Below are 23,062 nucleotides of genomic sequence, written 5' to 3' on the forward strand. Positions count from 1 at the left end.
TGACCTTGCCCTGCCTTCGCCCCTAGGTCTGCCCGCAACCAGTGTAGGGAGAGAATGATGCGGAACTCAAGCCGTGGGGCGGTTGATCCCTTTATCGTGATGGATGTGATGGAAGCGGCGCGTCAGGCCGAAGACGCCGGACGCCACATCATCCATATGGAAGTGGGCCAACCGGGCACTCCGGCACCGCTTCGCGCGCGAAAAGCGCTGGAAAGCGCGATGAGCGACAATCCGCTGGGCTACACTGTGGCCCTCGGTCTGCCTGCACTGCGCAGGCGCATCGCCCAGCTCTACGGAGAGTGGTATGGCGTCGATCTCGATCCGGCCCGTGTCGTGGTGACACCCGGATCTTCGGGAGGATTCATTCTTGCGTTCTCGGCGCTCTTTGATGCCGGCGACCGCATCGCCATCGGCGCGCCGGGCTATCCGTCCTACCGCCAGATCATGAAATCGCTGGACCTGATCCCGGTCGAGATCGCAACCCGTGAGGAGGCACGCTACCAACTGGAACCCTCCGATCTGCAGGGCGTCGAGTATACGGGGATGATGGTCGCGTCACCGGCCAACCCGACAGGTACCATGCTCGACCGGGACGCGCTTGCGGCATTGATCGGCACAGCGCAGGAACGGGGTGCCGCGTTTCTCTCGGACGAGATTTATCACGGGATCGAGTATGACCGCAAAGCCGTCACCGCGCTGCAGGTCAGCGACGATGTCTGTGTGATCAACTCCTTTTCCAAGTATTTCAGCATGACCGGCTGGCGCGTCGGCTGGTTGGTGCTGCCGCCGGAAAACGTCCGGCAGGTGGAACGGCTGGCGCAGAACATGTTCATCTGCGCCCCCCATGCCGCGCAGGTGGCAGCGCTTGCGGCGGTGGACGCTCAGGACGAGCTTGAGGCCAACATGGCCGTCTACCGCGAAAACCGTCGCCTGATGATCGAAGGGCTGCCCAAGGCAGGGTTCGACCGGATTGCACCGCCTGATGGCGCCTTCTACGTCTATGCGGACATTTCGCATCTGACCCAGGACAGCCGCGGCTTTGCCCGGGCAATATTGGACGAGGCCGGGGTCGCCGTGACGCCGGGTCTGGACTTCGACCCCCTGCGCGGCGGCGGAACTCTGCGCTTTTCCTATGCGCGCGCAACGGCGGACATCCTCGAAGGGCTCGACCGGTTGGAGCGGTTCATGCGCGCACGCGGCCATCTTGCCTGAGCCATCGGCCCTGTCCTCGCCGCAGCGAATCCGGTAAACTGAGCAAAAGGCCCGGACAGAGGCCGAGGTGAGTGCATGAGCGGTGTTTTCAGACCTATTCTGGCCGGGGTTCTGTCGGCGTTCCTCGCCGCGCCATTGGCGGCGCAAGACCTTGGAGCCGTGGCGCAATTCGAAACCGGCAGCGTCCGGGACCGCTGGAGTGGCGCGGAGCTGACGCTGGAGCTGAGTCAGGGCGTGCCGTGGCGCCTTTTCACTCTGACAGAGCCGAACCGGCTCGTGATGGATTTCCGCGAAGTTCAGTGGGGTGAGGTCGATCCGGGTAGCCTTGACGATGCGGATCGCGTCCTGTCCCTGCGGATGGGAGCCTATCGTCCGGGATGGTCCCGTCTCGTGGCCGATCTTGCCGAACCGATGGCCGTGGACAGCGCGGCGCTCCGGACCGATCCGTCGGATGGGGGCGCCACGATCACCGTGCGCCTGCGCTCTGTGGATCAGGCAGCGTTCGATGCCGAAGCCGGTGCGCCGCGCGATCCCCGCTGGGATCTTCCGGCAGCCGCCGTCGTCGATGCCCTGCCTCCGCGCGACCCTGCCCGGATGCGCGTCGTGCTTGACCCCGGGCATGGCGGGATCGACCCCGGTGCAGAACGCGACGGCACGACCGAGGCCAACCTGATGCTGACCTTTGCACGGGAACTGCAGGATGTGTTGCGCCGTGCCGGTGGATTCGACGTGATCCTGACACGCGATGGCGATTACTTCGTGTCGCTCGAGGCGCGCGTGGCGGCGGCGCGCAATGCGGGTGCCGATCTCTTCATCTCCTTGCATGCCGACGCGCTGGCCGAGGGCGAGGCGCGGGGCGCTGCCGTCTATGTGTTGTCGGACGACGCCTCGGATGCGGCGTCTGCCGCGCTCGCCGAACGCCACAACCGGGACGACCTTCTGGCGGGGATCGATCTCAGCCAATCGGACGACCGCGTCGCAAACGTGCTGATGAGCCTCGCCCGACTGGACAATGCGCCGCGCAGTGAAGCTCTGGCAAAACACATGCTGGACGGAATCCGCAATGCTGTAGGCCGTGTGCACAAGCGTCCGCTGCGCAGCGCCGGCTTCTCCGTGCTCAAGGCGGCGGACATCCCGTCGGTGCTGCTGGAAGTGGGCTTCCTGTCGACCGCAGAGGACCTGAAGAACCTCAATGATCCGGTCTGGCGTCAGGGTATGGCGGCCGGCATCCGTGATGGCATCATCGCCTGGCGCGACGAGGACCGTGCGCTTGCACCGCTGCGGCGCAACTGATCACCGCTTGTGACCCTGCGTCATAGGCAACCGACTGCCGGTACGAACGGCAATGTGTTTTGACCAAGGGCCCCGTATTTTGTAGGGGTATGGAACTGCAACAGGGGCACGCCGTGACCAGATTCATCCTCTCCTTCTTCGGAGCCATCTTCACGCTCATCACCATGGGCCTGATGATGGTGGCGCTCGGCGTGGGTGGCGTCTTCTGGATGTATGGCCGCGATCTGCCCAGCCATGAAAGCCTTGCGCAATACACGCCGCCCACGATCAGCCGGATCTATTCCGGCGAGGGGCGCATCATCGACGAATTTGCGCAGGAACGCCGGCTGTTCACACCCGCCAACCAGATCCCCGATCTGGTCAAGCAGGCTTTCATCTCGGCCGAAGACAAGAACTTCTACACCCACCAGGGCTATGACGTGCGCGGCATCGCCGCCGCCGCCTTTGACGCCGTCGCCTCGGGGGGGCGCGATGTGCGCGGGGCGTCCACCATCACGCAGCAGGTGATGAAGAATTTCCTGCTCTCCGGAGACCGCCGGGTCGAGCGCAAGATCAAGGAAATAATCCTTGCCTCGCGGATCGAGGAAACACTGAGCAAGGACAAGATCCTCGAGCTTTACATGAACGAGATCTTCCTGGGTCAGAACTCCTACGGCGTGACCGCAGCCGCGCAGACCTATTTCAACAAGTCTCTGGTGGAACTGGCGCCGCATGAGGCGGCAACGCTGGCCTCCATGCCCAAGGCCCCTTCCGAGTTTCATCCGGTCCGCCGCAAGGACCGTCTGCTCGCCCGTCGCAACTTCGTGCTCAAGGAGATGTACGAGAACGGCTACATCGACAAGCAGACCTACGATGTCGAAGTCGCGATGCCGCTCAAATCCGTGCAGAACGGCGATTACGAACCCTTCCGCGATGCGCTGCCGCCGCGCAATTACTTCACCGACGAAATCCGCCGCCAGCTGAGCGAGGATTTCGGCGAGGGCGAATTCTTCTCCGGTGGCTTCAGCGTGCGCGCCACGCTCGACCCGGACCTTCAGCTCGAGGCGGAAGACGCGCTGCAGCGTGCGCTTGAGAGCTATGACCGCTCACAGGGCGTGTGGCGTGGAACGGGACTCACGATCCCTGCAGACCAATTGGGCAGCACCGATGCATGGCGTGATGCGCTAGCCAATGTTGCCATCGCACGCGACATCCGGCTGGAGAACCCGTGGTATCCCGCCGTCGTGCTCGAGGTCGGGCAGAACGATGCGCGCATCGGGATCGAAGGCGTGCCGGACGACGAGGACGGGCACTGGATTCCGGCCAATGACGTGCAATGGGCGCGCAAGCGCAATTCGGACGGGTCTCTGGGCCGCAAGGGGCAGGTGGCCGGCGACCTGCTCGCTGTTGGCGATGTCGTGCATGTGCGCCGCATGACGTCGGACAGCGATGGCAGCTTCATCCGCTGGACATTGCGGCAGGTTCCGGAAGTGCAGGGTGCCTTCATGGCGATGGACGTGAACACCGGTCGCGTGATCGCGATGCAGGGCGGTTTCAGCTACCAGCACTCGGTGTTCAACCGTGCGACGCAGGCACAGCGCCAGCCCGGGTCCAGCTTCAAGCCGTTCGTTTTCGCGGCCGCGCTCGACAGTGGCTATTCGCCCGCCACCATCGTTGTGGACGCGCCCATCGAGATCAACACACCCCAAGGTGTGTGGCGGCCACAGAACGCCTCGAACAAGTTCTACGGCCCCACACCCCTGCGCACCGGGATCGAACAGTCGCGGAACCTCATGACCATCCGTCTGGCGCAGGAAGTCGGAATGGATGTCGTGGCCAGCTATGCCGAGAAATTCGGCGTCTATGACAATATGGGCCGGGTTCTCGCCAACGCCCTCGGTGCGGATGAGACCACGCTCTACAAGATGGTGGCGGCCTACGCGATGTTCGCCAACGGTGGCGAGCGGGTGGAGCCGACGCTTGTTGACCGGGTGCAGGACCGGTACGGCAATACCGTCTACCGGCACGACCAGCGCGTCTGCGAGGATTGTACGCTGGCGAGCCTGCAGCCGGGGCGCGGCCCGACGGTGCGCAGCGACCGTGAACGCGTGATGAACGCGGTGACCGCGTATCAGCTCACGTCCATGATGGAGGGGGTCGTCGAACGCGGAACCGCACGCAGCAGCGTCAACCTCCCGGTGCCCACGGCGGGCAAGACCGGCACAACCAACGATGCCAAGGACGTCTGGTTCGTGGGCTTCACCTCGAACATCGTAGCGGGCTGCTATATCGGGTATGATCAGCCGCGCAGCCTTGGGCGCGGAGCTTCGGGCGGCGGCATGTGCGGCCCTGTCTTCAACTCGTTCATGCTGAAAGCCGTCGAGAAATACGGCGGCAGCGCTTTCCGCCCGCCGGAGAATTGCCAGTTCATCAAGATCGACCGCAACACCGGCGCGCGCCTTTCGGACAGCGCAAGCGGCGCCAATGTCGTGGCCGAGTGTTTCCGTGAAGGCGAAGAGCCGATTTTCGGCATCCAGTTCGATGGTGGCTTTGCCATGGGGTCGAATTTCGAACTCTACACGACCAGCGATCAATCGACCAAGCAGGTCACCACCTCCAGCGGCGGCACTGCCATCGTCGGCCCGAAAGCGTCCTTCGGCACGCTCAGCTCGGGTGGTCTTTACTGATCTCTCCACGACCGCTGCACCGGTCGCGCTGCCTTGAAGGGGCGGCGTGGCTGGTCTATCACCAAGTCTGACCAAAGCCCGAGCATACAGGATCGCCAATGCGCGCTGAAATCCAGAACACCGTTGACCAGATTGAAAAATCCCTGAAGCTGCTGGCCCAGCGTCTGAACTGGGAAACCGCCCAGCACCGGCTGGAGGAATTCAACGCGCGTGTCGAGGATCCGAACCTGTGGGACGATCCGGCGGCGGCCCAGAAGCTGATGCGCGACCGGCAGATGCTCGTGGATGCGATCGAGACCTATACCTCGATCAAGCAGGACCTCAGCGATAATGTCGAGATGATCGAACTGGGCGAGATGGAGGATGACAAGGAAGTCATCGCCGATGCCGAAGCGGCTTTGAAAGCGCTGGCTGAAAAGGCTTCGAAGAAAGAGCTCGAAGCGCTGCTGGATGGCGAAGCAGACGGAAACGACACCTTCCTTGAAATCAACTCGGGGGCCGGCGGGACGGAAAGCTGTGACTGGGCCAACATGCTGGCGCGCATGTATGTCCGCTGGGCGGAACAGCATGGCTACGAGGTGGAGCTGCAATCCGAACAGCCGGGCGAAGAGGCGGGCATCAAATCCGCCGCCTACAAGATTTCCGGCCCCAATGCCTATGGTTGGCTGAAATCGGAATCCGGTGTGCACCGTCTGGTGCGGATTTCCCCCTTCGACAGCGCCGCCAAGCGCCACACGTCGTTCTGTTCGGTCTGGGTCTATCCGGTGGTGGACGACAATATCGAAATCGAGGTCAACCCGTCCGATATCCGGATCGACACCTATCGGTCTTCTGGTGCGGGCGGCCAGCACGTCAACACCACCGACTCGGCCGTGCGGATCACGCACATGCCCACCGGGATCGTCGTCACAAGCTCGGAAAAGTCCCAGCACCAGAACCGCGACATCGCCATGAAGGCACTGAAATCGCGGCTTTACCAGATGGAACTGGACCGCCGGAACGAGGCGATCAACGCCGCGCACGAGGCCAAGGGAGACGCCGGGTGGGGCAACCAGATCCGGTCTTACGTTCTGCAGCCCTATCAGATGGTCAAGGATCTGCGCACCGGGCATGAAACCTCGGACACCAAAGGTGTGCTGGACGGTGATCTCGACCCGTTCATGGCGGCCACACTGGCGATGAACGTGTCCGGCAAATCCCGCGCCGACGCGCGCGCCGACTGACGCAAATCCGCAGGTCAGGGGCGATGTTCCGTGGACGGAACATCGGCGATGCGTCGACGCATCGCACAGCCCAAATCTGACCTATTGCCAAAGCCTTGCCAAACCGCTTTCATGCAGGGGCGCGAACGTCATGCTGTGGAGGAAAGCATGTGGGACACACCTGAACACGGTGTACCGGCATTCGAACGCGTCTCCGTCGACACGCTGCGCACGGCGCTGCGACGCGGTTGGCAGGACCTGATCCGTGCACCCGGGTATGCGGTGTTTTTTGCGGGGGTCTATGTGCTGGCGGGCTGGGGCATTTCCTGGGTCACGCTCAGGACCGGCACCACCTACTGGCTCGTCCTCGCCGCGATCGGCTTTCCCTTGATCGGCCCCTTCGCGGCTGTCGGGTTTTACGAGGTCAGCCGTCGTCTCGAGCGGGGCGATCCGTTGGTGGCGAAGGACATCCTGAGCGTTGTTCTGCAGCAGTCCAATCGGCAATTGCCGTCGATCTGCGCAATCATCATCATGGTGTTCCTGTTCTGGTTCTTCCTCGCGCACATGATCTTTGCGCTCTTCCTCGGACTGAGCACGATGACCAATGTGTCCAGTTCTCTGGATGTCTACCTGTCACCCAACGGGGTGATGATGCTGATCGTGGGCAGCGTGGTGGGGGCGCTTTTCGCGATCCTGCTCTTCAACATCACGGTGATCGCGCTCCCGCTTCTTCTGGACCGCGAAGTGGATTTCGTGACCGCGATGGTCACGTCCTTTCAGTTCGTCATGATGCAACCCGGGGTGATGCTGGGGTGGGGCGCTTTCATCGCGATCGTGACCTTCCTTGCGCTGATCCCCGGCTTTCTTGGCCTGTTCATCGCCCTGCCGCTGCTGGGCCATGCGACCTGGCATCTTTACGATCAGGTGCGCAAACCGCCGATGGACGCAGAACTCGACTGAGCCAAAAAGCGTCTCAGCCCGTCGGCGGGGCAGGGGTGTCCCGCCCCAACGTGACCAATGCGTGTCGCAGGTGGTCTGCCCGTGCGTCCCCAGCTTCCAGCGCGAACACATACGCCTGTGTGAGAAAGAACCCGGCAGCCTGATCGTCTCCGGACGCATCGGCCGCGGCAGCATAGAGACCGATCAGGGCGCCCGTGTCGCCCCGGGCATGTGCGTCCAGCAGCGCCCGGTCCAGCGCCTTGGTCATGCCTTTGCACGATGCCGTGCGATCCGACCGGCGGCCCAGCGGTGAAAGCAATGTGTCGGACCATCCATCGCCGGTGAGAACCGTCCGCCATCAAAGCCCGGCGCACGCCGTCCACGCTGCATGCCTTCGACCACGAAGATGTCCTCTTCGAACACCACTTTCCATTGCTCTGCATTGCGTCGGCGCAGCTCGGGATCGGTCTCTGGCGTCGCATAGTAAAGATGCACGAATTCCTCGGTCTGGTCGGGGCCATTCGGGCGCAGGATGATCGCAAAAGCATGATCACGGTGCACACCCAGCAGAACGTTGGGGTAGAGGGCCAGGTACTCCGCGCCCTCCGTCCATTTGGCGTCAAGCGCGTCAAAGTCCGGAAAGACCCGACCCTGCGCATCGGTCAATTGACGATAGACCAGCGTTCCCTGGCCGGAACTCAGATCCTCCATCTCGATATTGTAGTGATCCTCCAGCCGGGAATAGCTGTTCAGACCCGGATGCACCCATGGCAGGTGATAGCTTTCGCAGTAATTCTCCACCGCCAGTTTCCAGTTGCCGTTCACCGTCAGGGTAAAGCGGCTGTCCGCGCCACCGTGATGTACCGGCTGTTCGAAGTTGGACCAGCGCGCGATGACATCCGCCATCGCCTCTTCAAAGGCGGGGGCCGTGCCGGACAGGTTGATCCAGACAACATCGCGCCAGACATGGCTGCGCACCTCGATCAGGCCCAGCGTCGTCCGGTCCATCTCGGCATGAGAATTGAAGCCCGGCCCACCCACATGTGGGGTCGCCACCAATTGGCCCTGGGTGCTGTAACACCACGAGTGATAGGGACAGCGGATCGCGCCTTCGATCTTGCGTGGTGCCTCGACAAGGATCATGCCGCGATGGCGGCAGATGTTCTGAAACACGCGCACCACATCGTCGCGCCCGCGGATGAGCAAGAGCGGAATGCCCAGAAAGGTGATCGGGACCGCATCGCCGATATCCGGCACGTCGGCTGCAACCGCCAGCCCGGCCCAGCCGGCGCCGAACAGCGCATCGCGCTCCTCGTCAAAGCTCTTGGGATCTGTGTAATGCGCATTGGGCAGGCCTCGGGCCTGCGCGGTCGGCTTCTGCACATCGGCCAAAAGGGGATCAACGATCGTCATGGCGCCCTCCGCAAATTGGGGTGCACCCATCCTCATGTCCGAATGTCTGCGGATCGCGTCAAAACACGACACAAACTGCCGCGGAACGACCGTCTTGGAGGTCAGTAGAACGGTTCGCCGACGCGCAATTGATTGCGCTCATAGGCCACAAGGTCCGAGGCTGCGCAGAATCCCGAGTTGCGCGCCGCACGCCGCGCCTTCATCCCGCTGTGACCCAGATATTCATAGACCAGCCGCGCAATGCGCGATCCCGTTCCGCTTTCTCGGACCGTGCGAACGGTATAGCCAACCCAGTAATTGTTCTGGAAGGACGGCACCTGCGCAAGGAAATTGAACGAGGTCGTCAGCGAATTGCGCCGGCTGACCAGCCCGGCAATGCCACCTTCCTGGGCCAGCAGAAGGCCGCGGAACTCGCGGCTTCTCGGATCGCCCGGAAGTCCCTGTTGCGCCATCGCTTCTTTTGCCTCGAAGCCGCGCAGAAAGGTTGCTCCTTCCCGGCGGTACACGTACACAAGTCCTTGTATGAATTGCGTATCGTCCAAGAAACTGCGGCGCACAAATCTGTAGAAACCGGCGGGAAAGATCGTTTCCCGCAATTGTTCGACACCACCAGACAGGAAATCCTCGATTTCCGGATGTTGCAGTAACGATTTCGAACCCGACCCGATGTCCGACAGGGGCTCCAGGATGATCCGAGCATCGACGTTGAAATATTGGCAGATGCGAAACAGCACATCCGGGCGCGGAAAGCTTTCCCCCGAGAGATACCGGTTGAACTGTGTGCGGTTGATCCCAAGGTCGCGGCACAGTGCCGAGATGGACTCGGTCGATCGACACAGTTCTCTCAGATTTGCCCCAAGAGTGTTGCGCAATTCGGAAGGGCTGGGGCGGGACACGTCTTATGCTCTCGTTCTGAAAGATCGGTTCGAGGGGAAATCACCATATTTCACTGGGTACGCATATCAGACAAGGATCAGTCGCCGAAAAAAACATGCACAAATCGGGCAAATGAGACGTGTATGACGCTGGTCCACGTCAATGTTGATGCGAGTTCGCGTCAGGGTCAATCGCAATTGACACAAATTTTTATCTGCCCGATTCAGAGTACGGGATGGGCTGACGCCAAAAAAATTAAGAAATTGGGCTTCTAAGATGGGGAACCTTACTATGAAACCGCAGAATATGTTCGGTGTTGTGCTGTGGTCTGATGCGGCCGCACAAAAGGCTGTCATCTGGTGCGAAGACCAAGGCGAACTTGCATTCTATACGCCGGGGGACGGGAATGTGCACGACGCGCCGGTGCTGGATGCCGGTGATCTCATCCGATTTGATGTGATCGTGCAGCAGAATGTGCGCAAGGCCAGCAACCCCGAAGTGCTGATGCCGTCGCACTCGCCGGATCTGCCCAAGAAGCTTCGGGCCGGGAGCGCGATTGCGGGCGATGCCAACCCGCCTGTCGAGACATCCAAGTCCGAAAAGGTCGTCTCACTGTTCCAGTATTTCGGGGTGGAGACGCGCACCAAGCTGGCGTGCTCGGGATAGGTCGATAATCACAACGGCACGTCGGGGAGGGCCGATCACGTCCCCGACGTGTTTTAGGTGATCAGGCGCCGCGCGACAGCGCGGCAACCCCTGTGCGGGCCACCTCGACGAGGCCGAGCGGCCGCATCAGGTCCACGAAGGCATCCACCTTTTCAGGTGTGCCCGTGATCTGGAACACAAAGCTTTCCAGCGTGCTGTCCACGACCTGCGCGCGGAAGATATCGGCAAGCCGCAGGGCCTCGACCCGCTTGTCGCCCGATCCGGCCACCTTGATCAGCGCCAGTTCCCGTTCGACCGATCCGCCTTCCACCGTCAGGTCGTGCACTTCATGCACGGGAACGATACGCCCCAGCTGCGCCTTAATCTGCTCGATCACCTGCGGTGTGCCGGTGGTCACGATGGTGATGCGGCTGGTATGCCCGGCATGATCCACCTCGGCGACCGTCAGGCTGTCGATGTTGTAGCCGCGACCGGAAAAGAGACCGATCACGCGGGCCAGAACGCCGGGTTCGTTTGCGACAAGCACGGCCAGGGTATGCGTTTCCTGAACATCCGAGAAGTTCGGGCGCAGGTTGTAGGCGGAATGCTTGGTCGAGCCTTTTTTGATGTTCAGCGGAGACATGATCTTCTTCTTTTTTCAAATATGCCGGGGGTGTCGGGGCTGGCCCCCACAAGAGGGCGGTGTAGAGGGCTGGCCTCGACGGGTCGCACCGGCCCGAAGGCCGGCGCGATGCCTTACACCATGACTGCACCCTTGGAGCCGATGGCATCCTTGGTGCTGGCTTCGCCAAGCAGCATCTTGTTGTGCGGCTCACCCGACGGGATCATCGGGAAACAGTTCTCGTGCTTCTCAACGAGGCAGTCAAAGATCACCGGCCCGTCATAGTTCAGCATCTCCATGATCGCATCATCGAGATCGGCCGGATCCTTGCACAGGATGCCCTTGCAGCCGAACGCTTCGGCAAGCTTCACGAAATCGGGCAGGGCCTCGGACCAGCTGTGCGAATAGCGCTCGCCATGCAGCAGCTCCTGCCACTGGCGCACCATGCCCAGACGCTCGTTGTTGAGGATGAACTGCTTGACCGGCAGACGGTACTGCACCGCGGTGCTCATCTCCTGCATGTTCATCAACCACGAGGCCTCGCCCGCCACGTTGATCACTAGCGCATCGGGATGCGCCACCTGCACGCCGATCGAGGCCGGGGTGCCGTAACCCATCGTGCCCAGACCGCCCGAGGTCATCCAGCGATTGGGGTCTTCGAACCCGAGGTATTGCGCGGCCCACATCTGGTGCTGGCCCACCTCGGTGGTGATGTAGCGGTCACGCCCCTTTGTCAGCTGCTCAAGCCGGTCCAGCGCATATTGCGGACGGATCGACTTTTCCGAGGGCTTGTACTTGAGGCAGTCCACCGCGCGCCATTGTTCGATCTGGTGCCACCACTTGGACAGGCCTTCCTTGTTGACCTTGCGCCCGCGCGCCTTCCAGACCTTGAGGATATCCTCGAGCACATGGCCCACATCGCCGATGATCGGCATGTCGACCCTGATCACCTTGTTGATCGAGCTGGGATCGATGTCGATATGTGCCTTGCGCGATTTCGGGCTGAACGCATCCAGCCGCCCGGTGATCCGGTCGTCGAACCGTGCGCCGACGTTGATCATCAGGTCACAGCCGTGCATCGCAAGATTGGCCTCGTAGAGCCCGTGCATGCCCAGCATGCCAAGCCAGTTCTTGCCCGAGGCCGGATAACAGCCCAGACCCATCAGGGTCGAGGTGATCGGAATACCCGTGGCGTCGACCAGTTCGCGCAGCAATTGGCTGGCGCCCGGGCCGGAATTGATCACGCCCCCACCGGTGTAGAAAACCGGGCGTTCCGCCACTTCGAGGGCTTCCACCAGCTGCGTGATAGTTTCCATGTCGCCCTTGAGCTGCGGCTGGTAATGGCTGACCTTCGCCTTGGCCTTCTCCGTATATGTGCCGCTTGCGAACTGCACATCCTTGGGGATGTCGATCAGGACCGGGCCGGGACGACCCGAGGTCGCCACGTGAAAGGCCTCGTGGATGGTGCCCGAAAGCTGATCCGTGTCCTTGACCAGCCAGTTATGCTTGGTGCAGGGGCGGGTGATGCCGACCGTGTCCGCTTCCTGGAACGCGTCCGAGCCGATCATGAAGGTCGGCACCTGTCCGGTCAGAACGACAATCGGAATGCTGTCCATCAGCGCGTCCGTCAAACCGGTGACCGCGTTGGTGGCACCGGGGCCGGATGTCACGAGAACAACCCCGGGCTTGCCCGTGGCGCGCGCATAGCCTTCGGCGGCGTGCACAGCACCCTGTTCGTGGCGCACGAGGTAATGCCGAATGCCGTTCTGTTGAAAAATCTCGTCGTAAATCGGTAGCACAGCGCCACCGGGATACCCGAATACTGTGTCCACACCCTGATCCTTCAGGGCCTGAACCACCATTTTCGCTCCGGTCATCTGACGTGTCATCGCTTTGCTCCGTATACAGACACTTCTGTTCGTTACGCGAAAAAAAACCCCCGATGTTCAGTCGGGGGCGCATGGGGGCTTGATCTGGTTCCGTTACCGGCCCATGCGCACTTTCTCTACCACAATGACTAGGACTCGTGCCATGTCGGCTCCTTTTCGCGTGGGCGGACATTATGGTGAGCCTCCGGGGGCGTCAACATCGAAATCGAAGAAAAAAGTACCAGGCGGGCAGAAAAATTTGTCATTTATTGCCCGAAGCGGCCATCGTCTTGAAATTTCCTGAAATCCCGCCCGCTCATGCTGTGCCTCCGTGCCGAGTCGCGATCCCGGAACACAGTCTTTGTGCATCTGCGCGCGCAGTTGTGAATTGCATGTCAACACGCAAGCCCCCTAAGCTGAACTGACCAGTTCACATTTTGGCCGGTTCGGCCGGACGGAGGCGCATATGCTTGGAAAACGGAATCGTCGCGCAAAGGGGTTTTCGACCTGCCACGCGGTTCTTCTCGCGGCGTTTATCGTTCTGTCGCAAGTGTTGGGACTTGGAAACCACGAGCGGGATTTCCAGGTGTCTGCGCAGGACGCCCTGCTGTCCGAGGTCCTGGTGCGCGCCAAAGGATGCGCCGCTTTTGAAGATGCCGAAGCCGACGGTCAGGGCTGCGCCTTGGTGTTCAAATATACGCCGAACGGAACGGCGGCGGTCGGTGTGCTTGTCTGGCAGCACGGCGTCGACCTGTAACGTTCGTGGTCAGCTTGACGCGTCGGATTGCTGCGTCAAGCCAGACGTCGTGCAGACACAAATTCGTAATGTAAGGCGCTCGTCAGGCGCTTCAAGTCTTGGTAGCGCTAGCGCGTGACATCCGAAAAAATCTAGGGAAATCCGCCGCTTCTGCCTAAAATTTATACGACTGTCAGCAGAGTTAAACATTTGCATTCAGATTTTTTTCTGATTACCGTCCGTCCCACTAAATGATCCGCGCAAACAGCGGACTGGCTGTATTGTGCATCCAAAACTCAGGGGAGGTAATACATGGATCGTCGTTCATTCCTTCGGACGTCTACTGTAGGGGCGGGAGCTGCGGCTGCCACCACACTTGCGGCACCGGCATACGCGCAGGGCAATCGCACACTGACCATGGTCACATCGGTTCCGGACGGCTTTGCCGTGTTCGACGATGCGGCTCAGCTCGCCATCGACTACATCACCGCGATGACCGATGGCCAAATCTCGTTCAACAAGATGCCCGCGGGTTCGCTCGTCGGGGCGTTCGAAGTGTTCGACGCCGTGTCCTCCGGTCAGGCGGACGTCTATCACTCGGCGGAATACTACTTCCTCAACCAGCACCCGGCATTCGCCTTCTTCACCTCCGTGCCCTTCGGCATGACGGCGCAGGAAATGGCGAACTGGTACTACCGTCGTGATGGCCAGCAGCTCCATGACGAGCTGTCGTCGCTCTTCAACATCAAGCCGATCATGTGCGGCATGACAGCGATGCAGCCCGGCGGCTGGTTCAACAAGGAAATCACTTCGGCAGAAGACCTGCAGGGTCTGCGTTTCCGCATGCCGGGCCAGGGTGGTCAGGTTCTGGGTCGCCTCGGTGCCTCCGTTCAGAACATCCCCGGCGGCGAAATCTACCAGGCGCTTGCGTCCGGTCAGATCGACGGTGCGGAATGGATCGGGCCGTATGCGGACGAGCGCATGGGCTTCCAGGAAGTCACCAAGACCTACTACGCAGCCGGCTTCCACGAGCCGGGTTCGGCACTTGCCCTCGGTTTCAACCTCGAGATCTGGGAAAGCTTCACCGACCAGCAGAAATCCATCATCAACGTCGCCGCTCAGGCTGCACACGCGCAGAACACCGCGCTGTCGCTGGCCGAAAACGGTGCGGCCCTTGCGCGTCTGCAGGCCGCAGGCGTTCAGGTGCGTCAGTTCCCGGAAGACGTCTGGGATGCCTATGGGCGCGCGTCCGCAGAAGTGCGCGAGGAAAACATGGGTGACGAAATCTACGCAAAAGTGGCCGAGAGCTACTTTGCGTCGATGAAGGAATCGGCCGACTGGTACGAAATCGCTGACGGCGAATACATGCGCCAGCGGAATCGCGTGAACGCAGGCTGATCGACGCCGCGTCTCAGCCCCGCCCCGACATTTGTCAGGGCGGGGCTTTTCGCCGCTTTACAGACATGCATGATGCTCCGCGACCGGGGCAACAGAGGGGCAGGGTATGGTCGATTTCATCCTTTGGGTGCTTCAGAATATAGTGATGGCCCCGTACAATCTGGTGATGGCGGTGTTCAATCCGGGCTCGTGGCTGAACTGGTCCGATCCGGCATCCGTGATGCGCTTCATCTACTACGGCGCATCCGTCGAATTGTTCTTCGTCGTCTTCACCACGTTCCTCGTACTCACGATACTGGGCGTTGCGTGGAAGCGCAGCATCCTCTGGGGGTGCGTGCGCGGACTCGAGACCATGGCGAACGGGATCGGCCGCTTCGCTGCGTGGGCGGGGCTCCTGATGGTGCTTCAGCAGGTCATGATCGTGTTCCTTCAGCGGATCTTCCGCGTCGCCTCGATCGAGATCGGGCCCTTCGGAACCGCTTTTGCCAAGGACCTCAGCTGGTGGGCGGAAGAGCTCAAGTTCTACAACGCGATCGTCGTGGCTCTTTGTGTGACATACACCTTCGTACAGGGCGGGCATGTGCGCGTGGACCTGTTCTATTCCAAGGTGAAATACGGCACCAAGCGCATCATCGACATGTTCGGCTGCATGTTCTTCATGCTGCCCGCGATCACCATCACCTATCTCTACGCATGGTTCTTTATGTGGCGGCACCTGATGACGCCCTCCGTGACGGCGACCAGCGAACTCGACCGCATGCTCATGCAGGCGCGCATCTTCCGCTGGAACGTGGAGACCATCGGCTTCAGCCCGAACGGCTTTGACGCCTACTTCCTCTTCAAGATCCTGATCGTTGCCTTCTGCGTCCTGACATTCGTGCACGCGATGGCGTTCTTCTGGCGCTCGCTGCTGGAATTCATCGAAGGCGAAGAGAGTGAAGGCAAATATCTCGACCGTGACGCCTTCGCGAGCGAAGCCGAAGAAATCGAACACGCGATCCATTCCGGGTCCACCTGAAACCATGAACACACCAAAAGAAATGATGCCGATCACGGCGCGCAGCGGGGGGGCCGCATAACATGCTTTTCGGACTGGACGGAGTCGAGGTCGGTATCCTCATCGTCTTCCTGACGCTCTTTGCCGGGATCATGACCGGCTTCCCTGTGGCCTTTGCCATTGCAGGCGCAGGGGTCATCTCATTCGCAATCATCGCAGCCCTCGATTCCGCCGGATTGCTGATCCATCAGGCCATTGACAAGGGATCGCCCGAATTCGCCGCTCTGGTGGCCGAAGGCATTGCCAGGGATGCCATATCCGTCTTCCGATACCCGGACTTACCGCGCATCGAAGAACCGGTGTTCCCCGGCGGATGGGAACAGGCAATGGAGCGCAACATCTCCTTCATCGTGAACCGGATCAACGAGCGCGTGATCGCGGGCCAGTCCATCGAGACGCTGCTGGCGGTTCTGATGTTCGTCATGATGGGCATCACACTGGAACGCTCGCGCATCGCCGAGGACCTGCTGACCTCGATGGCGCGCGTATTCGGTCCGCTTCCGGGCGGTCTGGCCGTGTCCATCGTGATCGTGGGCGCGTTCCTCGCTGCATCCACCGGGATCGTCGGTGCAACCGTTGTGACGATGGGCCTGCTTGCACTGCCCACCATGCTGCGGAACAACTATTCGCCTGAACTCGCGACCGGGGTCATCGCGGCCTCAGGAACGCTGGGCCAGATCATCCCGCCCTCCATCGTGATCGTTCTTCTCGGCACGCTGGTCGGGGATCTGTACGCAACGGGTCAGGAGACCCGCGCCGTTCTGGCCGGGTGTTCCGATGCCTTGACCTATCTGGGTGAACCCGCCGTTCTGTCTGTGGGGACCCTGTTCCAGGCGGCGTTGCTGCCGGGTCTTTTCCTCGCGTTGCTCTACGGTCTTTACGCCTTCGGGTTCGCGCTGTTCCGTCCGGCCAGCGCGCCTCCGGTCGAACTTGGCGGCCAAAGCGGTGAGGTTGTCACCCGCAACGAGGCCCTGACATGGTATCTTGCAGCACCGGTGGGATTGATCCTCGCGATCTCGATCGGCTTCGGCGCAGGGCTGATCGGCAACCAGACCATTTCGGTCTCGGACTACGCCGAACGCGCAGAGGGCCCGAGCCTTCGGACCAAAGTGACCGAACAGTGTCAGGCCGCAATGATCGACCTTCATGGTCAGGAAGCCTGGGATGAAGCGGTCGCGCAGCGCGAAGCGATGGCACAGGCCGGTGATACCGGTGAAGTGGTCGAACTGACCGAAGAAGAGCGTGCCGCTGCCCTGATCGAAGCCCGCGAGAACGCGGCGCCCATCGGGTCCGGAGTTGCCACGGTCTTCGGTCTTCTGGCCCTTGTCCTGATCCTCGCGCGCGGTGTTTCGCCGTCGTCGAACCCGCTGCCCTTGATCGTCGGCGGCATCGGTGTGGTGCTCGCCTTCCTGTGCGACGTGCTGTTCATCTCGCCGCTCACCGGATCCGGGGCCACCTTCATGATCCTCGCGATCCCGATGGTCCTGACAATGTACGGTGTCTGGATCAGCATGGGACGTCTGGCGCAAAACGAATTGCTGCGCGTCGTCTTCCCGCCGCTCGTTCTGATCGTGGCGGTGCTGGGCTCCATCCTTGGCGGGATCACCAACCCGACACCCGCTGCGGCACTGGGTGCGGCGGGCGCGATCATGCTCGCGGCCTATCGCAAGCTGAAAGAAGAAGACGGCGCCGCCAAGATCATCATCTGGGCGTCGCTCGCGCTGGTCATCATGATCCTGCTCGGGGTCAATTTCGACCTGCGCATCACCCGGGAAGGGATCCCGCTCGAAGACTGGGTGGCCTATGTTCTGGCACAGATCACCTATCACTTCGCTTTCTTCGGCCTGCTCTACAGCTGCTGGGTTCTCTTCCGGACCAACATCCTCGGCCCGGTGGTCCGCGAGACCGCAAAGGTCACGTCGATGGTCTTCACCATCCTCATCGGGTCGCAGCTGCTGAACCTCGTGCTGATTTCCTTCGGAGGTGAGCACTACATACAGCAGTTCCTGCGGTCCTTCGACAACGAAACAGTTGTTTTCCTCGTGGTGATGCTCATCCTGTTCGTCCTCGGCTTTGTGCTCGACTTCCTCGAGATCATCTACATCGTGGTGCCCATCGTCGGTCCGGTGATCTATGGCGGAACACTCGATCCGGCCTGGGTGACGATCATGATCGCCATCAACCTTCAGACTTCGTTCCTGACGCCACCCTTCGGGTTTGCGCTCTTCTACCTGCGCGGAGTTGCCCCGAAAGAGGTCACGACAGGTCACATCTACCGGGGTGTCATTCCTTTCGTGGGTATTCAGGTTCTGGGTCTGGCGCTGCTCTGGCTATTCCCGGGCATCGTGACGATCCTGCCGGACCTGATCCAGAACTGATCGACACCGGTTTGAAACACCAAAGGCCGCCCCTCGGGCGGCCTTTTTCGTCTGTGCCGCAGCCGGGCTCAATCCTCGTTCGGATCTGCGTCTGCCTCGGCCTTGGTCTCGTGTTCCGTGCCCGGCTCATGTTCGGGCGGTGAATAGGTCGTGTAGAGACGCATCGTCCCCGTGCCGGTGTTCTTGAAATTATGAAACTTGCCTGACGGCACGATGGCCACATCCCCGGCCGAGATCTCCATCTCCGTATCGCCGATCTTGGCCTTGCCCATTCCGTCCACGAAATAGAGCAATTGGTCATGGCCCTCATGGGTCTCGCCGCCGATCTCGCCACCTTCGGGAATGGCCATCAGCACCAGCTGCGTCTTGTCGCCGGTATAGACGACATCGCGAAACTTGTCGTTGCTGCGGGCCATCTTGGCGATGGGCATTACGAATGTGTCTTGTTCAGCCATGTCGGGTCGCTCCTGTGTCATTGCCACGTGGAAACGTTCCGCACCGTCATCCTGTTCCCGGATCGGGGCAGGGCGCCGATGACGGTGTCAGCTGCGCAGATCGGGAAGCGAGATGTTGGCGACCTGTTCCGCGATCGGATCGGTCGACATCGGATGCGTGTCGGCCGAATAGCTGTCCGGCTTGCGGAACGGCTCCCAACCACCATGGCGGTACAGCTCCAGGCCCGAAAAGGCGGATTTGTAGCCCATCTTGGCACTGCCGGGCACCCAGTAGCCCAGATAGACATAAGGCAGACCTGCCTCACGCGCGATCTCGACATGATCGAGGATCATGTAGGTCCCAAGGCTTTGCGCCGGCACCTTGGGAGAATAGAACGAATAGACCATGCTCAGGCCGTCATCGAGAACGTCGGTCAGACACACGGCCTGCAGCTTGCGGGTCTCTTCATCCGAATATTCGATCACGCGCGACCGGATCGGCGTTTCCTCGACCATGGCGGCAAAGTCGAACACATCCATATCCGCCATGCCGCCATCAGCGTGGCGGGCGTCCAGATAGGTGCGGAAAAGCTCGTACTGGTCCTCGGTCGCCCAGGCGCTGGTGGCATGCCGCCGCAGATGCGCGTTACGCTTGATCGTGCGCTTCTGGCTGCGTGACGGGCGGAACGCATCGACCGAGATGCGCGCCGACAGGCACGCCGAACAATCCGAACAGGACGGCCGGTACAGCACGTTCTGCGACCGACGAAAGCCCTGCTTGGACAGGCTGTTGTTCAGCTTGTCCGCCGCTTCGCCCTGCAACGCCGTGAACAGCTTGCGCTCCATCCGGCCCGGCAGGTACGGGCAGGGCTGGGGCGCAGTCACGTAGAATTGCGGCGCAAGTGGCAGCGAGTGGCGCATCGAGGACTCGTTTCAAAGGTTGTGGAAACCGTAGCTCAAGGTTCCCCATCCGCCAACCCCCCAGAATCGGTGGGTCAGCGTTCGAGGATCAGGCGGCCATTGTTGATCTCAAGTCGGGCAAACCGATTGAGGTAGTCCATCCCCAGAAGCGACTTCGACATCTCGCCTTCGTTCACGAAGGCGCGGACATCGCGGTCATGGAAGGGACCAAGCGCCACATCGTCCAGCCGGACAGGGGCCGTGCGCACAAGCCCGTTTGCCGTCATTGCTTCGGAGTAGAAGATCACGTCGTCCTCCTTCAACCCGACACGCGCCGCATCCACTCGGGTCAGGACCATGCTTGTGGCCCCGGTATCGACAACAAACCGGACCGGCGTGTCATTGATATCGAGCATCAGATAGTAATGCCCGTCCGGCCCGCGCGGCACTTCTATCCGGCCCGCCTCGGACATGACAAGCTGTTGCGGCTGCACGGTCTGGCGAATGTCCCCCCAAAGGCCGACGGCCGCGATCACTCCGACAAAGATCAGCCCCCAGACAGCCCCTTGCTGCAGCGTCTTGTTCAGGCTCTGCCGGTTCTGCACGACAAACCAGAACGCCACCACCGCACCCAGCAGCAGCAGATACGCAAGGTTGCCATACTCGATTGCGGACATCGTCGCTCCCCCGTTTCGCTCTATGGAATGTAGGGCGCGCAACGCCCCTTGTGTAGACCCGGGCGTCAGCTGCCCATCGCCAGCCCGAAGCCCCGGATGCCATCCAGCACGAATTGCACCGACAGCGCCGCCAGCAACATGCCCAACAGCCGCGTCACCACGACGATCCCCGTCTTGCCCAACGCCCGCTCGATCAGCGGCGCACTCAGGAACAGCAGGAAGACGATGATGAGCACGGCGACCATCACTCCCAGCACCGACGCCATGCCCACCGCGTCATCGGTCTGCCCGACCAGAAGAATGATCGACGCAATCGCGCCGGGCCCGGCAATCAGCGGGATGGCGATGGGAAAGACGGACGGATCGGGCAGATCGTCCGCATCCGCCTTGTCCTCGCGGCGCTTGGTGCGGCGTTCGAACAGCATGTCGAGCGCGGTCAGAAACAGCAGGATGCCGCCGGCAATCCGGAAGGCGGGCATCGAGATGCCGATGAATCCCAGCACCTGTTCGCCCAGAAAGGCAAAAAGAAACAGCAACCCCGCTGCGATCACCGTGGCCCGTATGGCAATCGCCCGCCGCTGCGCCGCCGTCATCCCGGCGGTCAGCGCGATGAAGATCGGCGTCAGCCCGATCGGGTCGATCACCACAAATAGCGTGACAAAGGCAGGGATGAGAAAAGCCGGATCCATACCCGACCGCTACAGCCGCCGCGCGCGCGTGGCAACCCTCAGGCGTTCTCTGCAGCGTCCAGCTTTTCCTGCGCCGCTTCCCACAGCGCCTCGGCCCGGCGCAGACCGTCCATGATTTCGGCGTATTTCTTGTTCCAGGTCTCAAGCTCGCCCTTGCGATTGGACTCGTAAAGCGCCGGATCGGCCAGTTTCTTGGCCAGCGTTTCCCGCATCTCCTCGATCTTCTCGACCCGCGCCTCGCATTTGCGCACCTCTGCCCGCAGCGCCAGCATCGTGTCGCGGTCGGGCCGGGCCGGGCGGGCGGGTTTGGGCTTTTCCGCCTTCACCGGCTTGTCCGACGCCAGCAGCATGGCGCGGTAATCGTCCAGATCGTCCTCGTAAGGCGTGACGTTGCCGTCCTTCACCAGCCACAGCCGATCCGCCACCATCGACAGCAGGTGCATGTCGTGGCTCACCAGAATGACCGCGCCCGAATAGGCCGTCAACGCATCCACCAGCGCCTCGCGGCTTTCGATGTCGAGGTGGTTGGTCGGCTCGTCGAGGATGAGCAGATGCGGCGCATCCAGCGTGGCCAGCAGCAGCGACAACCGCGCTTTCTGTCCTCCAGACAGCTTGCCCACAACGGTGTCCGCCTGCGCCGCCATCAGGCCAAAGCCCGCCAGCCGCGCCCTGTGCCGCGTCGGCATCTCATCGGGCCGCGCCCGTCGCAGGTGATCGAGCGGCGTTTCGTCTACATGCAGCTCATCGACCTGATGCTGGGCAAAGAACCCGATCCGCAGCTTCGAGGACCGCGTGATCCGCCCCGCCATCAACGGCAGACGATCAGACAGCAGCTTGGCCAGCGTCGACTTGCCCTGACCGTTCTTGCCCAGAAGCGCGATCCGGTCGTCCTGGTCGATCCGCAGGTCGAGCTTGCGCAGAACCTCCGTCTCGCCATAGCCGGTGACCCCGTTCTCGACCCGGATGATCGGCGGCGACAGCTCGTCGGGCTGCGGAAAGGTGAAGACCCGCTTGGCGATCTCTTCGGGGGCTGCCACCATGTCCATCCGCTCGATCATCTTGAGCCGCGACTGCGCCTGCTTGGCCTTGCTGGCCTTGGCGCGGAAGCGGTCGACAAAGCTCTGCAGATGCGCGACCCGCGCCTGCTGCTTCTTGGCCACCGCCGCCGCCTGCGCCCGCCGTTCCGCCCGCTGCCGGGCGAACTGGTCATAGGGGCCCTGATAAAAGGTCAGACGCCGATCCTCGAGATGCAGGATCGCCCCCACTGCCCGGTTGAGCAGCCCCCGGTCGTGGCTGATCACGATCACCGTATAAGGGTATTTCGCCAGATAGCTCTCCAGCCAAAGCGCGCCTTCGAGGTCGAGATAGTTGGTCGGCTCATCAAGCAGCAGAAGGTCCGGCTGCGCAAACAGAACCCCCGCCAGGGCCACACGCATCCGCCAGCCGCCGGAAAAGGCGCTGCACGGCATGCGCTGCTCGTCATCGTCAAATCCAAGGCCCTTGAGGATCGAGGCCGCCCGCGCCTCGGCGGACCAGGCGTCGATGTCGGCCAGCCGCGTCTGCACCTCGGCAATGCGCGCCGCATCTGTGGCGGTCTCGGCCTCGGCCATCAACGCCGCCCGCTCCGTATCGGCGGCCAGCACCGTGTCGATCAGCGACACCGACGATCCCGGTACCTCCTGGCTCACCCCGCCGATGCGCGCCCCGCGAGGCACGGAAATCGCACCACCCTCCAGCGCCAGCTCACCCCGGATCAGGCGGAACAGCGTGGTCTTGCCCGCACCGTTGGGCCCGACCAGCCCGACCTTGTGCCCGTCTGGAATGACGGCGCTCGCGCCCTCGAACAGGGGACGCCCGTCAACTGCGTAGGTGATGTCTTCGATCTTCAACATGGCACGCCCATATCAACGCCCGCGAAGACAGACCAGCGCCCATATCTTCTCTGGTTCAAAAATACTTCGGGAGTTTGAGGGCAGCGCCCTCAAATCCCTGCGCAGCAGGGATGAAGGCCCTTCCAAGGGCTTTCCAACGCCAAACCCCCATGCTAACGGGCGCAC

General features: G+C 61.7%; 20 protein-coding genes. 10 read left to right on the top strand and 10 right to left on the bottom strand.

Annotated features, from left to right (window positions below):
* Positions 1 to 57: 57 nt before the first annotated feature.
* From MRY75_RS10015 to MRY75_RS10035, 5 genes are all read left to right on the top strand, one after another.
* Positions 58 to 1,212: an aminotransferase class I/II-fold pyridoxal phosphate-dependent enzyme gene (locus MRY75_RS10015; RefSeq protein WP_292307432.1), complete on the top strand. Its 1,155-nt coding sequence runs from the start codon at positions 58 to 60 to the stop codon at positions 1,210 to 1,212.
* 75 nt (positions 1,213 to 1,287) lie between these two features.
* Positions 1,288 to 2,505, top strand: coding sequence for an N-acetylmuramoyl-L-alanine amidase (locus MRY75_RS10020; RefSeq protein WP_292307433.1), 1,218 nt, complete (start codon positions 1,288 to 1,290; stop codon positions 2,503 to 2,505).
* Between the two features lie 113 nt (positions 2,506 to 2,618).
* Complete coding sequence (locus tag MRY75_RS10025; RefSeq protein WP_292307435.1) at positions 2,619 to 5,171, top strand: penicillin-binding protein 1A; 2,553 nt, start codon at positions 2,619 to 2,621, stop codon at positions 5,169 to 5,171.
* Positions 5,172 to 5,269: 98 nt separating this feature from the next.
* Positions 5,270 to 6,394 (top strand): peptide chain release factor 2, encoded by a 1,125-nt coding sequence (prfB, locus tag MRY75_RS10030; protein WP_292307437.1) that lies wholly within the window; start codon positions 5,270 to 5,272, stop codon positions 6,392 to 6,394.
* Between the two features lie 147 nt (positions 6,395 to 6,541).
* Positions 6,542 to 7,333: a DUF2189 domain-containing protein gene (locus tag MRY75_RS10035; protein WP_292307439.1), complete on the top strand. Its 792-nt coding sequence runs from the start codon at positions 6,542 to 6,544 to the stop codon at positions 7,331 to 7,333.
* 13 nt (positions 7,334 to 7,346) lie between these two features.
* On the opposite strand, the gene MRY75_RS10040 is transcribed toward MRY75_RS10035, so the two are convergent.
* The 3 genes from MRY75_RS10040 to MRY75_RS10050 all read right to left on the bottom strand — a co-directional run bounded on the left by MRY75_RS10040 (position 7,347) and on the right by MRY75_RS10050 (position 9,621).
* On the bottom strand, positions 7,347 to 7,580 hold the full coding sequence (locus tag MRY75_RS10040) for a hypothetical protein (protein ID WP_292307440.1): 234 nt from the start codon (positions 7,578 to 7,580) through the stop codon (positions 7,347 to 7,349).
* Positions 7,577 to 8,725: an aromatic ring-hydroxylating dioxygenase subunit alpha gene (locus MRY75_RS10045; protein WP_292307441.1), complete on the bottom strand. Its 1,149-nt coding sequence runs from the start codon at positions 8,723 to 8,725 to the stop codon at positions 7,577 to 7,579. The genes MRY75_RS10040 and MRY75_RS10045 overlap by 4 nt, the downstream gene beginning before the upstream one ends.
* Before the next feature lie 101 nt (positions 8,726 to 8,826).
* Complete coding sequence (locus MRY75_RS10050) at positions 8,827 to 9,621, bottom strand: helix-turn-helix transcriptional regulator (protein WP_292307443.1); 795 nt, start codon at positions 9,619 to 9,621, stop codon at positions 8,827 to 8,829.
* 271 nt (positions 9,622 to 9,892) lie between these two features.
* Here MRY75_RS10050 and MRY75_RS10055 point away from each other — a divergent pair, with 271 nt between their 5' ends.
* Positions 9,893 to 10,267 carry a hypothetical protein gene (locus MRY75_RS10055; RefSeq protein WP_292307445.1) on the top strand — a complete coding sequence of 125 codons (375 nt, stop codon included), beginning with the start codon at positions 9,893 to 9,895 and terminating at the stop codon, positions 10,265 to 10,267.
* A gap of 61 nt (positions 10,268 to 10,328) precedes the next feature.
* On the opposite strand, the gene ilvN is transcribed toward MRY75_RS10055, so the two are convergent.
* Entirely contained in the window at positions 10,329 to 10,889 is a 561-nt protein-coding gene (ilvN, locus tag MRY75_RS10060; RefSeq protein ID WP_292307447.1) for an acetolactate synthase small subunit, read from the bottom strand.
* Positions 10,890 to 11,002: 113 nt separating this feature from the next.
* Positions 11,003 to 12,757, bottom strand: coding sequence for an acetolactate synthase 3 large subunit (locus MRY75_RS10065; RefSeq protein ID WP_292307448.1), 1,755 nt, complete (start codon positions 12,755 to 12,757; stop codon positions 11,003 to 11,005).
* A gap of 445 nt (positions 12,758 to 13,202) precedes the next feature.
* On the opposite strand from MRY75_RS10065, the gene MRY75_RS10070 reads away from it, so the two are divergent.
* The 4 genes from MRY75_RS10070 (at position 13,203) to MRY75_RS10085 (ending at position 18,305) form a co-directional block, all read left to right on the top strand.
* Complete coding sequence (locus MRY75_RS10070; protein WP_292307450.1) at positions 13,203 to 13,493, top strand: hypothetical protein; 291 nt, start codon at positions 13,203 to 13,205, stop codon at positions 13,491 to 13,493.
* A 291-nt stretch (positions 13,494 to 13,784) separates the two neighbouring features.
* Positions 13,785 to 14,870 (top strand): TRAP transporter substrate-binding protein, encoded by a 1,086-nt coding sequence (locus MRY75_RS10075; RefSeq protein WP_292307451.1) that lies wholly within the window; start codon positions 13,785 to 13,787, stop codon positions 14,868 to 14,870.
* Positions 14,871 to 14,976: 106 nt separating this feature from the next.
* Positions 14,977 to 15,888, top strand: a complete 912-nt coding sequence (locus MRY75_RS10080; protein WP_292307453.1) for a C4-dicarboxylate ABC transporter permease — start codon at positions 14,977 to 14,979, stop codon at positions 15,886 to 15,888.
* A 62-nt stretch (positions 15,889 to 15,950) separates the two neighbouring features.
* Entirely contained in the window at positions 15,951 to 18,305 is a 2,355-nt protein-coding gene (locus MRY75_RS10085) for a TRAP transporter large permease subunit (protein WP_292307454.1), read from the top strand.
* Positions 18,306 to 18,373: 68 nt separating this feature from the next.
* Here the strand turns inward: MRY75_RS10085 and MRY75_RS10090 are convergent, their stop codons facing one another.
* The 5 genes from MRY75_RS10090 to MRY75_RS10110 form a co-directional block, all read right to left on the bottom strand.
* On the bottom strand, positions 18,374 to 18,760 hold the full coding sequence (locus MRY75_RS10090) for a cupin domain-containing protein (protein ID WP_292307456.1): 387 nt from the start codon (positions 18,758 to 18,760) through the stop codon (positions 18,374 to 18,376).
* Between the two features lie 87 nt (positions 18,761 to 18,847).
* Positions 18,848 to 19,660, bottom strand: a complete 813-nt coding sequence (locus MRY75_RS10095; RefSeq protein ID WP_292307458.1) for an arginyltransferase — start codon at positions 19,658 to 19,660, stop codon at positions 18,848 to 18,850.
* Between the two features lie 74 nt (positions 19,661 to 19,734).
* Entirely contained in the window at positions 19,735 to 20,316 is a 582-nt protein-coding gene (locus MRY75_RS10100) for a TIGR02281 family clan AA aspartic protease (RefSeq protein ID WP_292307460.1), read from the bottom strand.
* A gap of 65 nt (positions 20,317 to 20,381) precedes the next feature.
* Complete coding sequence (locus tag MRY75_RS10105; RefSeq protein WP_292307462.1) at positions 20,382 to 21,005, bottom strand: MarC family protein; 624 nt, start codon at positions 21,003 to 21,005, stop codon at positions 20,382 to 20,384.
* 38 nt (positions 21,006 to 21,043) lie between these two features.
* Positions 21,044 to 22,897, bottom strand: coding sequence for an ABC-F family ATP-binding cassette domain-containing protein (locus MRY75_RS10110; RefSeq protein WP_292307464.1), 1,854 nt, complete (start codon positions 22,895 to 22,897; stop codon positions 21,044 to 21,046).
* Between the last annotated feature and the right edge of the window lie 165 nt (positions 22,898 to 23,062).

Origin of the sequence: Marivita sp. (genome assembly GCF_022763305.1) — a bacterium.
GTDB lineage: Bacteria > Pseudomonadota > Alphaproteobacteria > Rhodobacterales > Rhodobacteraceae > Marivita.

Bases quoted from the DNA above. Each gene is read 5' to 3' on its own strand.
- MRY75_RS10070 (WP_292307450.1), top strand. From the start codon at position 13,203: ATGCTTGGAAAACGGAATCGTCGCGCAAAGGGGTTTTCGACCTGCCAC.
- MRY75_RS10090 (WP_292307456.1), bottom strand. From the start codon at position 18,760: ATGGCTGAACAAGACACATTCGTAATGCCCATCGCCAAGATGGCCCGC.
- MRY75_RS10095 (WP_292307458.1), bottom strand. From the start codon at position 19,660: ATGCGCCACTCGCTGCCACTTGCGCCGCAATTCTACGTGACTGCGCCC.
- MRY75_RS10045 (WP_292307441.1), bottom strand. From the start codon at position 8,725: ATGACGATCGTTGATCCCCTTTTGGCCGATGTGCAGAAGCCGACCGCG.
- MRY75_RS10040 (WP_292307440.1), bottom strand. From the start codon at position 7,580: ATGACCAAGGCGCTGGACCGGGCGCTGCTGGACGCACATGCCCGGGGC.
- MRY75_RS10015 (WP_292307432.1), top strand. From the start codon at position 58: ATGCGGAACTCAAGCCGTGGGGCGGTTGATCCCTTTATCGTGATGGAT.
- ilvN (WP_292307447.1), bottom strand. From the start codon at position 10,889: ATGTCTCCGCTGAACATCAAAAAAGGCTCGACCAAGCATTCCGCCTAC.
- MRY75_RS10105 (WP_292307462.1), bottom strand. From the start codon at position 21,005: ATGGATCCGGCTTTTCTCATCCCTGCCTTTGTCACGCTATTTGTGGTG.
- MRY75_RS10035 (WP_292307439.1), top strand. From the start codon at position 6,542: ATGTGGGACACACCTGAACACGGTGTACCGGCATTCGAACGCGTCTCC.
- MRY75_RS10080 (WP_292307453.1), top strand. From the start codon at position 14,977: ATGGTCGATTTCATCCTTTGGGTGCTTCAGAATATAGTGATGGCCCCG.
- MRY75_RS10075 (WP_292307451.1), top strand. From the start codon at position 13,785: ATGGATCGTCGTTCATTCCTTCGGACGTCTACTGTAGGGGCGGGAGCT.
- MRY75_RS10100 (WP_292307460.1), bottom strand. From the start codon at position 20,316: ATGTCCGCAATCGAGTATGGCAACCTTGCGTATCTGCTGCTGCTGGGT.
- prfB (WP_292307437.1), top strand. From the start codon at position 5,270: ATGCGCGCTGAAATCCAGAACACCGTTGACCAGATTGAAAAATCCCTG.
- MRY75_RS10085 (WP_292307454.1), top strand. From the start codon at position 15,951: ATGCTTTTCGGACTGGACGGAGTCGAGGTCGGTATCCTCATCGTCTTC.
- MRY75_RS10020 (WP_292307433.1), top strand. From the start codon at position 1,288: ATGAGCGGTGTTTTCAGACCTATTCTGGCCGGGGTTCTGTCGGCGTTC.
- MRY75_RS10055 (WP_292307445.1), top strand. From the start codon at position 9,893: ATGAAACCGCAGAATATGTTCGGTGTTGTGCTGTGGTCTGATGCGGCC.
- MRY75_RS10065 (WP_292307448.1), bottom strand. From the start codon at position 12,757: ATGACACGTCAGATGACCGGAGCGAAAATGGTGGTTCAGGCCCTGAAG.
- MRY75_RS10110 (WP_292307464.1), bottom strand. From the start codon at position 22,897: ATGTTGAAGATCGAAGACATCACCTACGCAGTTGACGGGCGTCCCCTG.